This window comes from Veillonella sp. 20925_1_51 (genome assembly GCF_041431445.1).
GTDB lineage: Bacteria > Bacillota > Negativicutes > Veillonellales > Veillonellaceae > Veillonella > Veillonella nakazawae.
On the sequence record NZ_JAPVXT010000001.1, the window covers coordinates 97,637 to 111,621 of the forward strand.

At 39.1% G+C, this 13,985-nt stretch carries 17 protein-coding genes; 15 read left to right on the forward strand and 2 right to left on the reverse strand.

Features of this window, described 5'->3' with window-relative positions; genetic code table 11:
- The first annotated feature begins 121 nt into the window (after window positions 1-121).
- On the forward strand, window positions 122-619 hold the full coding sequence (gene nrdG / locus O3607_RS00445) for an anaerobic ribonucleoside-triphosphate reductase activating protein (protein WP_287499495.1): 498 nt from the start codon (window positions 122-124) through the stop codon (window positions 617-619).
- A gap of 2 nt (window positions 620-621) precedes the next feature.
- The gene (locus tag O3607_RS00450) at window positions 622-1,860 is read left to right on the forward strand and encodes a chloride channel protein (protein WP_316120154.1); all 1,239 of its coding nucleotides are present in this window, start codon (window positions 622-624) and stop codon (window positions 1,858-1,860) included.
- A gap of 168 nt (window positions 1,861-2,028) precedes the next feature.
- Here O3607_RS00450 and O3607_RS00455 read toward each other — a convergent pair whose 3' ends face one another.
- Complete coding sequence (locus O3607_RS00455; RefSeq protein WP_060924757.1) at window positions 2,029-2,577, reverse strand: gamma carbonic anhydrase family protein; 549 nt, start codon at window positions 2,575-2,577, stop codon at window positions 2,029-2,031.
- A 17-nt stretch (window positions 2,578-2,594) separates the two neighbouring features.
- Complete coding sequence (locus O3607_RS00460; protein WP_371443159.1) at window positions 2,595-3,548, reverse strand: nitronate monooxygenase; 954 nt, start codon at window positions 3,546-3,548, stop codon at window positions 2,595-2,597.
- 529 nt (window positions 3,549-4,077) lie between these two features.
- On the opposite strand from O3607_RS00460, the gene O3607_RS00465 reads away from it, so the two are divergent.
- The 13 genes from O3607_RS00465 to rnc all read left to right on the forward strand — a co-directional run bounded on the left by O3607_RS00465 (window position 4,078) and on the right by rnc (window position 13,894).
- Entirely contained in the window at window positions 4,078-4,212 is a 135-nt protein-coding gene (locus O3607_RS00465) for a rubredoxin (RefSeq protein ID WP_004693422.1), read from the forward strand.
- A gap of 101 nt (window positions 4,213-4,313) precedes the next feature.
- Entirely contained in the window at window positions 4,314-4,826 is a 513-nt protein-coding gene (locus O3607_RS00470; protein ID WP_119206846.1) for a DUF177 domain-containing protein, read from the forward strand.
- A 25-nt stretch (window positions 4,827-4,851) separates the two neighbouring features.
- Window positions 4,852-5,028 carry a 50S ribosomal protein L32 gene (gene rpmF / locus O3607_RS00475; protein WP_119206844.1) on the forward strand — a complete coding sequence of 59 codons (177 nt, stop codon included), beginning with the start codon at window positions 4,852-4,854 and terminating at the stop codon, window positions 5,026-5,028.
- Between the two features lie 303 nt (window positions 5,029-5,331).
- Window positions 5,332-5,892, forward strand: coding sequence for a transcription factor FapR (gene fapR, locus O3607_RS00480; protein WP_060924754.1), 561 nt, complete (start codon window positions 5,332-5,334; stop codon window positions 5,890-5,892).
- A gap of 3 nt (window positions 5,893-5,895) precedes the next feature.
- Complete coding sequence (gene plsX, locus O3607_RS00485) at window positions 5,896-6,924, forward strand: phosphate acyltransferase PlsX (protein WP_060924753.1); 1,029 nt, start codon at window positions 5,896-5,898, stop codon at window positions 6,922-6,924.
- On the forward strand, window positions 6,908-7,903 hold the full coding sequence (locus O3607_RS00490) for a beta-ketoacyl-ACP synthase III (protein WP_024066056.1): 996 nt from the start codon (window positions 6,908-6,910) through the stop codon (window positions 7,901-7,903). The genes plsX and O3607_RS00490 overlap by 17 nt, the downstream gene beginning before the upstream one ends.
- Window positions 7,904-7,918: 15 nt before the next feature.
- On the forward strand, window positions 7,919-8,863 hold the full coding sequence (gene fabK, locus O3607_RS00495; protein WP_005386977.1) for an enoyl-[acyl-carrier-protein] reductase FabK: 945 nt from the start codon (window positions 7,919-7,921) through the stop codon (window positions 8,861-8,863).
- Between the two features lie 10 nt (window positions 8,864-8,873).
- Window positions 8,874-9,815 carry an ACP S-malonyltransferase gene (gene fabD, locus O3607_RS00500; protein WP_039969254.1) on the forward strand — a complete coding sequence of 314 codons (942 nt, stop codon included), beginning with the start codon at window positions 8,874-8,876 and terminating at the stop codon, window positions 9,813-9,815.
- Window position 9,816: 1 nt separating this feature from the next.
- Entirely contained in the window at window positions 9,817-10,560 is a 744-nt protein-coding gene (gene fabG, locus O3607_RS00505) for a 3-oxoacyl-[acyl-carrier-protein] reductase (RefSeq protein ID WP_024066059.1), read from the forward strand.
- A 51-nt stretch (window positions 10,561-10,611) separates the two neighbouring features.
- Window positions 10,612-10,842, forward strand: a complete 231-nt coding sequence (locus O3607_RS00510) for an acyl carrier protein (RefSeq protein WP_004693441.1) — start codon at window positions 10,612-10,614, stop codon at window positions 10,840-10,842.
- 77 nt (window positions 10,843-10,919) lie between these two features.
- Window positions 10,920-11,876 (forward strand): nitronate monooxygenase family protein, encoded by a 957-nt coding sequence (locus O3607_RS00515; protein WP_005386972.1) that lies wholly within the window; start codon window positions 10,920-10,922, stop codon window positions 11,874-11,876.
- Between the two features lie 36 nt (window positions 11,877-11,912).
- Complete coding sequence (gene fabF, locus O3607_RS00520) at window positions 11,913-13,157, forward strand: beta-ketoacyl-ACP synthase II (RefSeq protein WP_024066702.1); 1,245 nt, start codon at window positions 11,913-11,915, stop codon at window positions 13,155-13,157.
- The gene (gene rnc / locus O3607_RS00525) at window positions 13,157-13,894 is read left to right on the forward strand and encodes a ribonuclease III (RefSeq protein WP_129822912.1); all 738 of its coding nucleotides are present in this window, start codon (window positions 13,157-13,159) and stop codon (window positions 13,892-13,894) included. Before fabF ends, rnc begins: the two co-directional genes overlap by 1 nt.
- Window positions 13,895-13,985 lie beyond the last annotated feature (91 nt).

Here is a 13,985-nt window from a genome sequence, read left to right on the forward strand (position 1 = left end):
TTATAATTCTATACATGGTAAAAGCTGTGCCTAGGGCACAGCTTTTACTATACATGTGAAAAATTGAAATATATCTATATAGTGTTGATCAAAGTTGATATGCACTACTATGGAGGTAATTATGAGATATGGGCAAATAAGACAATATGATATTGCCAATGGAGAAGGAATTCGTACATCTATCTTTGTGACTGGATGCACACATTGTTGTTACAACTGTTTTAATGAAGAATACCAAGATTTTAATGCCGGTAAAGTATGGACACAAGCTGAAACAGATCTAGTTGTCTCTTATGTTAAGAATCCTAACTGTTCAGGTTTAACTTTATTGGGTGGAGAGCCTTTCCAAAATGTACAAGGTTTATTACCTGTAGTAAGAGCTGTACGAGGGGCTGCACCGGAAAAGAAAATTTGGGCCTATTCAGGGTATGAAATAGATGATATTTTAGAGGATGAGTTGAGAAGTGCTTTAATACAGGAAATTGATATCCTCGTAGATGGTCGATTTGTAGATGAACTTAAAGATCCAGCATTACGATTTAGAGGTTCATCTAATCAACGTATTATAGATGTTAAGAAAACATTAGAAACTGGTGAAATTGTATTAGCAATGGAGTAAGTATGGCATTTGATAAACGTTTAATAGGTCTCATAATTGTTGTTGGCTTTATAGCGGGATTAGTAGGGGCTTCTTATACACATTTAATGCATAGTATTCAGCATTTTGTATATAATTATTCTTCTGCAGATCATATGAGCTTTGGTGCTGCTGTAGAACGAGTATCCCCAGTAGAACGATTGATACCACTTATTATTTGTGGTCTCATAGGTGGTGTGGGCTGGTTTCTTATTCACCGATATGGTAAAGGTGTTGTAGATATTAAAACTGCGGTTTCCGGTAAGATGGAGATGAATCCCATCACTACTGTTTTACATGCAACCTTACAAATTATTACGGTAGCTATAGGTTCACCTTTAGGGCGAGAAGTAGCCCCTCGTGAAGCAAGTGCGGGGATTACAACTTTTTTAGTTAAGCACTTTGACATAAAACAAGAAGATCGCCAATTATTGATTGCTTGTGCTGCAGGCGCGGGCTTAGCAGCAGTTTATAATTCACCATTATCGGCGGCAATTTTTACGTTAGAAACCTTGCTCCTTACTTGGAATATACGCGTAATGAGTGCTGCACTTATATGCTGTGGATTAGCAACTTTTGTAACTCGACAAGCTGGTGTAGGGGATGTCATTCAATATACAATGGCTCAACCTAGCTTGGGCAGTCACTATGTAGAATTCTCTATCGCCTTGGGCGCTATTGTTGCTTTAGGTGTAGTTTTATTTAATATTACTCAAGGTAAGTTACCTTCTATTCATCGTAGCAGTCCTGTTATGATCCCAATATCTATCGTTGCGTTTACAATTATTGGTGCCTTAGCTATGTATTTCCCTGAAATTTTAGGGAATGGTAAGGCTGGGAACGAATTAACATTTGCTAATGATATTACATGGACTTATGCATTAGGATTATTTGGTTCTAAGTGGGTAGCGGTATTGCTCGCATTAGCAGCTGGAGCTTATGGTGGGCGTATTACTCCATCTATGATGTTGGGAAGTACGTTAGCCATAGTATTTGGTACTTTTTGGTCTATTGCTGTAGCTCCTATATCATTAGGAATGGCTGCCTTTATCGGTGCTGTAGCATTTTTAGGACTAGCACAGAAGATGCCTATAACATCTTGCGTATTTATGCTTGAGTTGACTAGATTTTCCGTAGAGATGTTCTTCCCTATAGCCTTGACCATGGGCACAGCACTTATGGTGGAACAAATTGTTCAGGCCAAATTAAAAACGAGTAAATAGTTATCGAACTAGAATGTTTATCAATGTATCATTTTGGATAGTCTACTAACTTATAAGGCTATATTTAGTTATTTTGAAAGCTAAGTTCTGTTTGCCATAAAAAATAAAAACGGATAGTTGTTTATTAACTATCCGCTTTTGTTTTTTGTGTAACTTTTATATATGCATTTATACGATTTTAGCGTTTTTATCGTATTCTTCGCCACCTGCATCAGGAAGCATACCGTACTCAATTGTCCACAAGTGTTTATATTTTAAAGCTTGATTGTGAATGCGTTCGATTTGTGTTTCGTCTGTGCGAACAACACGGGCTGGAATACCAACTACTAAGGAGTTTGGAGGGATTACAGTATTTTCTTTTACTACTGCACCAGCCGCGATAATAGAGCCAGAGCCAACATGACAACCGCTCAACACAATAGCTCCCATACCAACTAAAACATTATCTTCGATTGTGCTTGCATGAACAATTGCACCGTGGCCGATTGTTACATAATCACCTAAGATACATGCTTTATCGTCGTCCACATGCAAAACAGAGTTATCTTGTACATTAGAATAACGACCTACTACAATTTTGTTTACGTCACCACGAAGTGCACAGTTTTGCCAAATAGATGCATATTCTTTAAGCTCTACATCACCAGCAAGTTCAGCACCGGGCATGACGCAACTTTTAGGATCTAATTTTGGATATTTTCCATGAAATGGTAACATATAGTACTCCTGATTCATTAAACAATTTCAATAAGGCGTTGAGCCTTACGAATAGACATAATTGCTTCGTTCATTACTGTTTGAACAATTGTATGAGCTGGTTCGATAGCTACAAGACGATTCAAGGCTTGACCAACTTGTACGGCTCCGTTTACTACATCGCCATCAATAGCGGCGCGTTTATTAGTACCTTGAGACATTTTTGTACGCTCTTCAGGTGTAGTAACACCATCAGTTTCTGCAGCTAGGTAACGAGTCGTGAATTCGTTTTTTAAGCTACGGACACCACCGTGACCAGAGCGAAGACCAGTTACAACAGAATCGGTATCTGTTGCTTTGATAATTGCTTCTTTCATATTTTGATGTGCTTGGCATTCTTCTGCTAATAAGAAGCGAGAACCCATTTGTACACCTTGTGCACCCATTAATAAAGCTGCGGCAAGACCACGACCATCAACGATAGAGCCTGCTACAACAACTGGAATACTGATTTCTGGCAAAATATTTTCCATTAAAGACATTGTTGTTTGGCTACCAATATGACCACCAGCTTCCATACCTTCTACAATCATAGCATCAGCACCAGCTTCTTCAATACGTTTAGCCAATTTAAGGGAAGGTACTACAGGGATAACCTTGATACCAGCCTCTTGGAGCGGTTTGATATATGGTACAGGGTTACCAGCACCGAGAGTTACAAATGCAGGTTTTTCTTCGATAATCACATTTACTAACTCATCTTTATTAGGAGCCATTAACATAAGGTTAACACCGAAAGGTTTATCTGTTAATTCTTTACATGCACGAATTTCATTACGAGTCCATTCAGCATCGCGGCCACCAAGGGCGATAACACCTGTTGCACCAGCATTAGCAACGGCAGCAACTAATTTGTGTTCAGATACCCAAGCCATAGCACCTTGGATAATAGGGTATTCAATTTGTAAAAGTTCCGTTAAAGCTGTTCTCATAAATCCTCCTATGATAACAAAATAAATGATGATTTCTCTAATCAATAGTTCATAGTAAGATAGTAAAATTCTTATTATACGTATATCGCATAGAGAAGTAATGTTCATAAGTACATACTTATATAATAAGTTATTAGTTTATTTGTTTTTGAATATAATATTACTATATTCTCTTATATATAATAGTATAATATATAAATTATGTACACCTTGGGTAAATATTTTCGTTAATACGACAAAAACTGTTGATATAATAAAGTCTATTATTTATATTGATAGAGGGATAGTGATGAAGAAAATTTTTGGGGAATTGAATATAAAAACATCTAAATGATAATAGATTTCAAATTAATACGTAACACAAATCCGCATATTATATATGCTTTTTAAATATTAGGAAAAATGAGAAATTAAGAAAATGAGTATTGAAAAGTTTCGATATCTTTGATATACTACATTACAGATAGAGTATCTGAATTATAAAAGATAAACATTAAACAATAATTTTCAAGTGAAGGAGGAAATACACATGGAAAAATACGTATGCGTAGTATGTGGTTGGGTTTATGATGAAGCTGTTGAAGGCGTAAAATTCGAAGATCAACCAGCTGATTATGTTTGCCCAATTTGCGGTGTTGGTAAAGACCAATTCGAAAAAATGTAATTGACTTACCAAAAAGACTATCTTGAGTCCGCTTAAGATAGTCTTTTTTATTTGACAAAGCACTATGTCATGTTTATAATATTATGAGTCGAGGTAAGATTATGAAACTGCAAGTAGAGCAAGCAAAAGAACATATAGGAAAGAAATTTCCTTATAGCTATACGATACCATCCTCTGAGCTTGGTGACGTAACTGCTTTTCCTTGGAGCCGTCATGATATAACCATTAATGGTGAGTTTTGGTTTGATGGTCAAAATTACATCGTTCAAGGTTCGATAGAGTCTAAAGGCGCTTACGAATGTTCTCGTTGTTTAACTACAACAGAGCAAGATCGTAAGGATTCCTTTGAGGAAATCTTTAGTGACTCTAGAGAGTCTACTGAAGATGTGATTCCTTTCGATGGAGAGGAAATTGACTTAACTGAACTAATTAGGGATACATTAATCATCAATGAGCCCTCTCAAGTGTTATGTCAGGATGATTGCAAAGGATTGTGCGTTCATTGCGGAGCAAATTTAAATGTTTCACCTTGTTCTTGTGAATCCTTTGTGGTGGATCCTCGATTTGCAGAGTTACGTGCTTTGCTTGATGAGAAAGATGATAGATTGTCCTAATGATTGTACTAAGGAGGTGCAGATAATGGCAGTACCTAAGCGTAGATTGTCTAAATGCCGTCGCGATCGCCGTCGTGCTAATTGGAAATTGGAAGCTCCTGGTTATGTAGCATGCCCACAATGCCACGAACCTATGATGCCTCATCGTGTTTGCCCTACATGTGGTCACTATAAAGGTGAGCAAGTAGTAGCTAATGCTTAATATGTGAGCTAAAAAGACGCCTACTGTAGTAGGCGTCTTTTTTGTATACTGTTAGTAATATATAACTTAATATACTTGATATGCATTAGTCAGTGCCATTATTTTATAGTAATATAAAGCTGTAGAATAGTGGCATTTTTTTATACTTTTATAAACAAAAAGATACTTAAATATAAAATAATAACTATATTTGGTATATATGTAGAAAATCTGTTACTATATGTATGAAAAGCCTTGCCAACAAGGGAATTATTGTATATACTTAGGATGTAATATTAATACTAGGTCATAAAAGGTGGTCCCATGAGTCGGTTAAAGAAGCAAGAGCGCCAGAAGCAGTTACAAGAAAAACTGAATATTACGCCATTTCTTACTGATGAAGAATTGGCTACGCATTTTAATGTAAGTGTGCCAACGATTCGTCTAGATCGTCTAGAGTTGGGCATTCCTGAATTGCGTGAACGCATACGCGTCATGGCTACAGGTCAATCACAAGAAGCGGTAGAACATGTACCGTACGAAGTGGTTGGTGAACTGATCGATGTTACGGAAGGACAACAAGCCTTATCAATGCTACGTACTACTTCTGACATGGAAGATCGATTTGGATATGTAGAGCCACAGTATTTATATGCTCAAGCAAATTCCCTCGCAAAGGTAGTCATGGGGACTACTGTTTGTTCTGCGGAGGTTGGAAATATAAAATATAAAAACCCAGTTGGAGCTGGTACTAATTTGGTGGCAAAAGCAGAAATTGTGCGTCGCCGTGGTAATAAGTTCTTTATTTGGGTCATTATACGAGATAAAATAAAAGAAGTATTTCGCGCAAAATTTATTATGGAATCCGTAGAGAATAGGGTGTAGATTATGAAAATTGCAATAGACGCCATGGGTGGCGACTTTGCTCCATTGGAGACTGTACTAGGATCTATTGAAGCCGTACGAGCAAATGAACACATTGAAGTGGTGCTCGTCGGCGATGAGCAGCAAATTTTTAATATATTAGAAGCTAGGAATGAAGCTAAGAATCCACGCATTTCTGTACATCATGCCAGTCAAGTTATCGGTATGGATGAGCATCCAGGACAAGCATTGCGTAAGAAAAAGGACGCATCCATTGTGGTAGCAACATCTTTAGTTCGTGATAATGTTTGCGATGCCGTGATTGCTCCTGGTAGCACAGGTGCTGCTGTAGCAGCTGCATTGTTTGGCCTCGGTCGTATTAAGGGGGTTGATCGCCCAGTTATTGCAACCCCGATGCCAACAGTTAGTGGTATTACTGTTATGTTAGATTCTGGTGCTAACTCAAATTGTAAACCAAAACATCTTGTACAAGGTGCATTGATGGGTTCTGAATATGCAAAACTTTTATTAGGTAAAGAAGAACCTACAGTAGGGTTATTAAATATTGGCGAAGAAGCCACTAAGGGGAACGATGTCGTTCTAGCCACATATCCAATTTTGGAACGTATGAAAACTATTAATTTCAGTGGTAATATTGAAGGCCGTGATATTCCCAAAGGGGTCGTAGATGTTGTTGTTTGCGATGGTTTTGTCGGTAATGTGGTACTTAAATTCGCAGAAGGCTTGGTAACAGGTCTTACACAATTAGTGAAGGATAGCATTATGGCAGGTAGTATTTTTGCCAAAATTGGTGCTATGCTTGTAAAGCCAGCTTTAAAAAAGATGGCAAAACGCTTAGATCACACAGAAAATGGTGGTGCTCCACTCTTAGGGGTTAACGGGGTGTTTATGATTGCTCATGGTAGCTCCAAAGCTAAAGAGATTAAAACTGCTATTGAAATTGCTAGTGATTTAGTAGAACGTAAAATTATTCAACACATAAGAGAAACAATGGATATTGAAGGAGCCTTGAAGTATGACTATGATGAGTAAACCGGTTGGAATCATTGGTACTGGGAGCTTCCTTCCTGACAATGTAGTAACAAACTTTGATCTAGAAAAAATGGTTGATACCAATGACCAATGGATTAGAGAACGTACTGGTATTGAGGAACGACGCATTGCACCGGAAGGTATGAATACATCCTATATGGCGACTGAGGCAGCAAAAAAAGCTATGCAAATGGCTAAGGTTAGTGCCGAAGATATAGACGTGATTATTTTTGCTACCTTAACACCGGATATGATTATTCCTTCAGCCGCTTGTGTATTACAAGCGAATTTAGGCGCTAAGAATGCAGCGGCCTATGATTTACAAGCTGCATGCTCTGGCTTTGTATATGGATTGATTACTGCAGCTAGCTATATTAGCTCCGGTTTATACAAAAAGGTGCTCGTTGTGGGCGCTGAAATTCTCTCCCGTCGAGTAAATTGGAAGGATCGTAGTACAAGTATCCTCTTTGGTGATGGCGCTGGTGCCGCAGTAGTATCTGAAGTCCCTGAAGGTTATGGGATTAAAGGTGTTGATATGGGTGCCGACGGTACTGGTGGTCCATCTCTTTGTATTCCTGCAGGTGGTACAGCCGTAGTTGCCAATGACCAACGCATTGAAGAAGGTTTAACATTCATTCATATGGATGGTTCTGAAGTATATAAATTTGCTGTTAAAACGATGGGGCGTACTGTTTTAAAATCTTTAGAACGAGCTGGAATGGAACTTAATGAGTTGGATTTCTTCATTCCACATCAAGCAAATATTCGTATTATTGATTCGGCTGCAAAACGCTTACATATGCCGATGGAAAAAGTATTTGTTAATTTACATAAGTATGGTAATACATCTGCCGCGTCTGTAGCGATAGCTTTGGACGAAGCTAATCGTGAAGGGCGTTTCAAACGCGGCGATAATGTTGCGTTTGCAGGATTTGGTGCAGGCCTTACATGGGCTAGCCTTGTCTTGAAATGGTATTAAGGAGGACACATCAAGATGATTAAGACTGACATTTGTGATTTATTGCAGATTGAGTACCCAATCTTACAAGGTGGTATGGCTTGGCTCGGTACTGCAGAATTAGCGGCAGCTGTTTCCGAAGCGGGTGGCCTTGGTATCATTGGGGCTGGTCATATGCCTCCTGATATTTTCCGTAATGAAATTCACAAATTAAAAGAGCGCACAAACAAACCATTTGGTTGTAATATTATGCTCATGTCTCCATTTGTTAAAGAAGTTATGGAAGTAGTTGTGGAAGAACGCGTTCCTGTAATTACAACAGGTGCTGGTAATCCTGGCGTGTACATTCCAGCTTTAAAAGAAATCGGTACAAAGGTAATCCCTGTAGTTGCTTCCGTATTACTTGCAAAACGCTTGTTACGTGGTGGTATTGATGCAATTATCGCAGAAGGTACAGAATCTGGTGGTCACGTAGGCGATATTACTACTATGGCATTGATTCCACAAGTAGTAGATGCTGTAGATGTCCCAGTTATCGCTGCTGGTGGTATTGCGGATGGCCGTGGTATGGCTGCGGCATTTGCATTAGGCGCTCAAGCAGTACAAATGGGTACGCGATTCGTATTATCCGAAGAATGTATTGCTCATGAAAACTATAAAACTGCAGTATTGAAAGCAAAAGATCGTGCTACTGTTATGACTGGTTTAACAACAGGTCATCCTGTACGTATCATTGATAATGCATTAGCTCATAAATATAAATCCCTTGAATTTAGCGGTGGTTCCAAAGAAGAGTTAGAAAATTTAGGTGCAGGTACACTTCGTAAAGCTGCTATTGAAGGTGATGTAAAAGAAGGTTCTGTAATGATCGGTCAAATCTCTGGTATGTTAACAGATGTTAAACCATGTGCAACTATTATCAAAGATATTATGACTGAAACTGAAACTGTAATTAAAAACCTTCAAGGTCTTGGTAAATAAGGAGGCCCTTATGAAAACGGCATTTGTTTTTCCTGGTCAAGGTTCCCAAAAAGTAGGCATGTTACAAGATTTGTACAATGCATATCCTATTGTGAAACAACGTTTTGAAGAAGCTGATGAAGCACTTGGTTACTCTATTTCCAAATTGTGCTTTGAAGGTCCTGATACTGAACTTGTTAAAACAGCTAATACACAACCAGCTATTTTAACTGCATCTGTAGCTTGCTATGAAGTTCTTAAAGAACAAGGCTTTACACCTGATATCGTAGGTGGTCATAGTCTTGGTGAATACAGTGCTCTTGTAGCGGCAGGTGTATTGAATTTTAAAGATGCTGTGTATGTTGTTCATAAACGCGGTGAATATATGCAAGAAGCTGTGCCATTGGGCAAAGGTGCTATGGCAGCAATTCTAGCTTTACCTCGTGAACAAGTTGTAGAAATTTGTAAAGAGGTTAACGATTCTGTTGGTTCTGTGCAAGCAGTTAACTTCAACTGCCCAGGTCAAATTGTTATTGCTGGTGAAACAGCAGCGGTAGAAACTGCAGCAGAAAAGATGAAAGAAGCCGGTGCAAAACGTGCTGTTATGCTTCCTGTAAGTGCTCCATTCCACAGCCGTTTGATGGAACCTGCAGCTCTTCGTTTAAAAGAAGAGTTGGATAAAATCCAAGTGAGCGATGCTCAAATCCCTGTAGTAGCAAATGTGACAGGTAAAATTTTGACTAATGCAAACGATATTAAAGAATCCTTAGTTACACAAGCTGCAAACCCTGTATTGTGGGAAGACTGCGTAGCTGAAATGGTTAACTTTGGTGTAACTCGATTCGTTGAAGTAGGTCCTGGTAAAGTACTTACTGGCTTTACTAAAAAGATTAATAAAGATATGGAATTAGCCAATGTTGAAGACATTGCATCCTTAGAGAAAACGCTTGAATTTTTGAAAGGGGTTCGATAAAATGCATTTAGAGGGTAAAGTAGCCATTGTAACTGGCGCATCCCGTGGCATTGGTCGCGCTGTAGCCATCAATTTAGCACAATCTGGTGCTGATGTGGTGGTTAACTATAGCGGTAGCGAAGGTGCAGCTCAAGAAACTGTTGAAGCTGTACAAGCTTTAGGCCGTAAAGCCATTAAAATTAAAGCTAATGTAGCTAATGCTGATGAAGTTGCAGCCATGGTGGAAGAAGCTCATAAAGAGTTTGGCCACATTGATATTCTCGTAAATAATGCGGGGATTACGCGTGATGGTTTATTAATGCGTATGAAAGACGAAGATTTTGATGCTGTTATAGATATCAACCTAAAAGGTGTATATTTAGTAACTAAAGCAGTATCTAAAATCATGATGAAACAACGTTCTGGTCATATTATCAATATGACATCTGTTGTAGGCGTTATGGGTAATGCGGGTCAAACTAACTACGCAGCATCTAAAGCTGGTGTAATTGGTTTTACTAAATCCTGTGCTAAAGAATTAGCAAGTCGTGGCATTACTGTTAATGCTATTGCACCAGGATTTATCAATACTGATATGACTGATGTATTACCAGAAAAAGTTAAAGAAGCTATGGTTGCAGAAATCCCATTGGGCCGTATGGCTGATGCTAAAGAAGTTGCGACAGTAGCAACATTCCTTGCTAGCGATTTTGCTAACTATATTACAGGCCAAGTCATCAATGTAGATGGTGGTATGGTGATGTAGTTTCAAAATTAGACTATATATAAATACACTTTGAAAGGAGGTGAACCACCAATGAACACTTTCGATAAAGTAAAAGCAATCGTTGTGGAACAATTAGGCGTTGATGAAGCTGAAGTTACCATTGATTCTACATTCATCGACGACTTAGGCGCTGACTCCTTAGATATCGTTGAATTGATCATGGCATTCGAAGAAGAATTCAATGTTGAAATCCCTGACGATGTTGCAGAAAAAATCAAAACCGTTAAGGATACAGTAGAATATATTGATTCTGCTAAATAAGCTGTAAAGCTGACAATTCAGCCGTACGGGAGGCCGAGTGGCCTCCCAACCGGTTTTATTTACAGGAGGATTTGATAGTGAAGCTCCCTGAACTTCGCATTGGGAATCTAGTGGCCAAAGTACCTATTATTCAAGGTGGTATGGCGATTAGATTGTCTACAGCTCGCTTGGCGGCAGCCGTTGCAAATGAAGGTGGTATCGGCCTTATTGCAGCATCCGGTTTGCCGTTTGATGAATTACGATACGAAATACAATTAGCTAGAAAATTATCACCTACGGGTATTATTGGTATAAATGCGATGGTAGCCGCAACACAATTTGCTGGCTTAGTTAAAACTGCCATCGAAGAGGGCATTGATCTTGTAGTAGCAGGTGCTGGTTTTTCAAGAGATATGTTCGCAATGGGCAAAGAGTCTGGTACGCCAATCGTACCAATTGTTTCGTCCGCAAAATTAGCTCGCATTTCTGAAGGTTTAGGTGCAGCAGCAGTAATCGTAGAAGGTTGCGAAGCTGGTGGCCACTTGGGGACGGATCGTTCCGCTCGAGAAATCGTTCCAGAGGTGGTAGCTGCTGTTAAAAACATTCCAGTTATTGGTGCTGGTGGTGTTCTTGATGGTCGTGACATCGTAGAAATGTTGAAATTAGGTGCTAGTGGCGTTCAAATGGGTAGCCGTTTTGCTGCTTCTGATGAATGTAATGCATCTGACGAATTGAAAAAAATGTATGTACGGGCTACTAATCCTGAGGATATTGTATTGATTCAAAGTCCTGTAGGTTTGCCTGGACAAGCAATTAAAAATAAATTTGCTGAATCTGTATTAGACGGTACTGTAGCACCTCCAACGGTGTGTGATAACTGTTTGAAACATTGTTCCCATAAATTCTGTATCATCCGTGCTCTTTCTCGTGCACAACAAGGTGATGTAGAAACAGGTTTGGTGTTCTCTGGCAATAATATGAGAAAAGTCGACAAGATTATGCCAGTTAAAGATATTTTTGCTCAACTAAAACAGCAAGTAGCAGAGATTGATTAATTTAAAAGGGCTGTATAGCTATAAGAGGTGGAATAATTGGAAAAACGTGTAGTAATTACTGGCTTAGGGGCAGTGACTCCTGTAGGTATCGGTAAAGAGAACTTTTACAATGCGTTATTGGCAGGTCAATCTGGTATTGGGCCAATTACACGCTTTGATGCATCTGAATATGCAACGCGTATTGCTGGTGAAGTAAAAGATTTTGATGTTACAAACTATGGCGTAGACAAGAAAGAAGCGCGTCGCATGGACCGTTCTGTAGAATTGGCTATCGGTGCTGCTGTTCTTGCTTGTGAAGATGCTGATCTTGATTTAGATAAACAAGATTTAGATCGTTGTGGTACTGTAGTTGGTACTGGTATTGGCGGTATCGACTCTATCCATGAAGTATATGAAACATTATTCGAAAAAGGTCCTGGTCGTGTAAGTCCATTTGCAGTTCCTATGATGATTGCAAATATGACATCTGCACGTGTATCCATCCGTCTTGGCCTTAAAGGTCCTGTTATTACAGACGTAACAGCTTGTACTTCTGGTACAAATGCTATTGGCGATGCTTTCCGTATCATCCAACGTGGTGATGCTGATATCATGTTTGCTGGTGGTACTGAAGCAGCTGTATCTCCTGCAGCTGTAGCTGGTTTCGCAGCTATGAAAGCTATGTCTACACGCAATGACGAACCAACAAAAGCATCTCGTCCATTTGACCGCGATCGCGATGGTTTCGTAATGGGTGAAGGTTCTGGTATCGTTGTTCTTGAAGAATTAGAACATGCAAAAGCTCGTGGTGCTCATATCTACGCTGAAGTTGTAGGTTATGGTACTAATGGTGATGCTTACCACATTACTGCACCAGCTCCAGGTGGTGTACAAGCTCGTAAATGTATGGAATTAGCAATTAAAGATGCAGGTATCGATCCTAAAGACGTTAACTACATCAATGCTCATGGTACATCTACTGGCCTTAATGACAAAAATGAAACATTGGCTATTAAAGAATTGTTCGGCGATCATGCTAAAGACATCGCTGTTAACTCTACAAAATCCATGACAGGTCACTTGTTAGGTGCTGCTGGTGCTATCGAAACTATCGTTATGGCGATGGCTATCGAAACTGGCAAAGTTCATCCTACAATCAACTGTGACAACCCTGATGAAGGTTTGGATCTTGACTATGTTCGCGAAGGTGCACGTGACCTTCAAGTTAAATGTGCTCTTTCCAACTCTTTCGGTTTTGGTGGTCATAACGGTACACTTTGCGTACGCCGTTATGAAGGCTAATGGTAGCTGTTGAAGCGCATAAGAGTAAGATGACACAAGCTCGTGAAGAATCTCTTCATGGGCTTGTTGCTCGTTTAGACATACCTGTGTCAGATATATCCATTTTAGATTGTGCTTTTACACATACATCTTATGCGAATGAACATAAATCAAAGCATATTAATCACAATCAGCGATTAGAGTTTTTAGGCGATGCTGTTTTGGATCTTATTATTGGGGAATACCTATTTAAGACTTATCCAGACATGGCCGAAGGTGATTTGACAAAAATTAAGGCCGCTACAGTGTGTGAAGATTCTTTAGCATCTGTAAGTCGTTCTTTACAATTGGGGCAATATTTATTGCTCGGTCATGGTGAACGTGCTTCTGGTGGTAATAATCGTAATTCTATTTTAGCGGATACCTTTGAGTCTCTCATTGGTGCTATCTATATTTCTACAGATTACCAAACGGCGATGAACTTCGTTTTAAAACATCTCATTACGTATATCAAGCAAGCTTTAGAAGGTAAACGCGGCAAGGATTATAAAACCTTGTTACAAGAATATGTGCAACGGGATGGTGATAAACATATCGTCTATCGTTTGCTCAGTGAAAGTGGTCCCGACCATGCTAAGACCTTCCATATGGTGGTCGAAATCAATGGTGTTATTTACGAGGCAGGCTCTGGTAAAAGTAAAAAAATTGCAGAACAACATGCGGCTCAATTAACGTTAGAAAAGTTAATGGCCAAATAGAAAAGCGCCTAATGGCGCTTTTTTCTGTATAATAGTATATAGAATAGTAAATATATTTATCTTATAATCGTTGTATCGAAAGCCTTATATC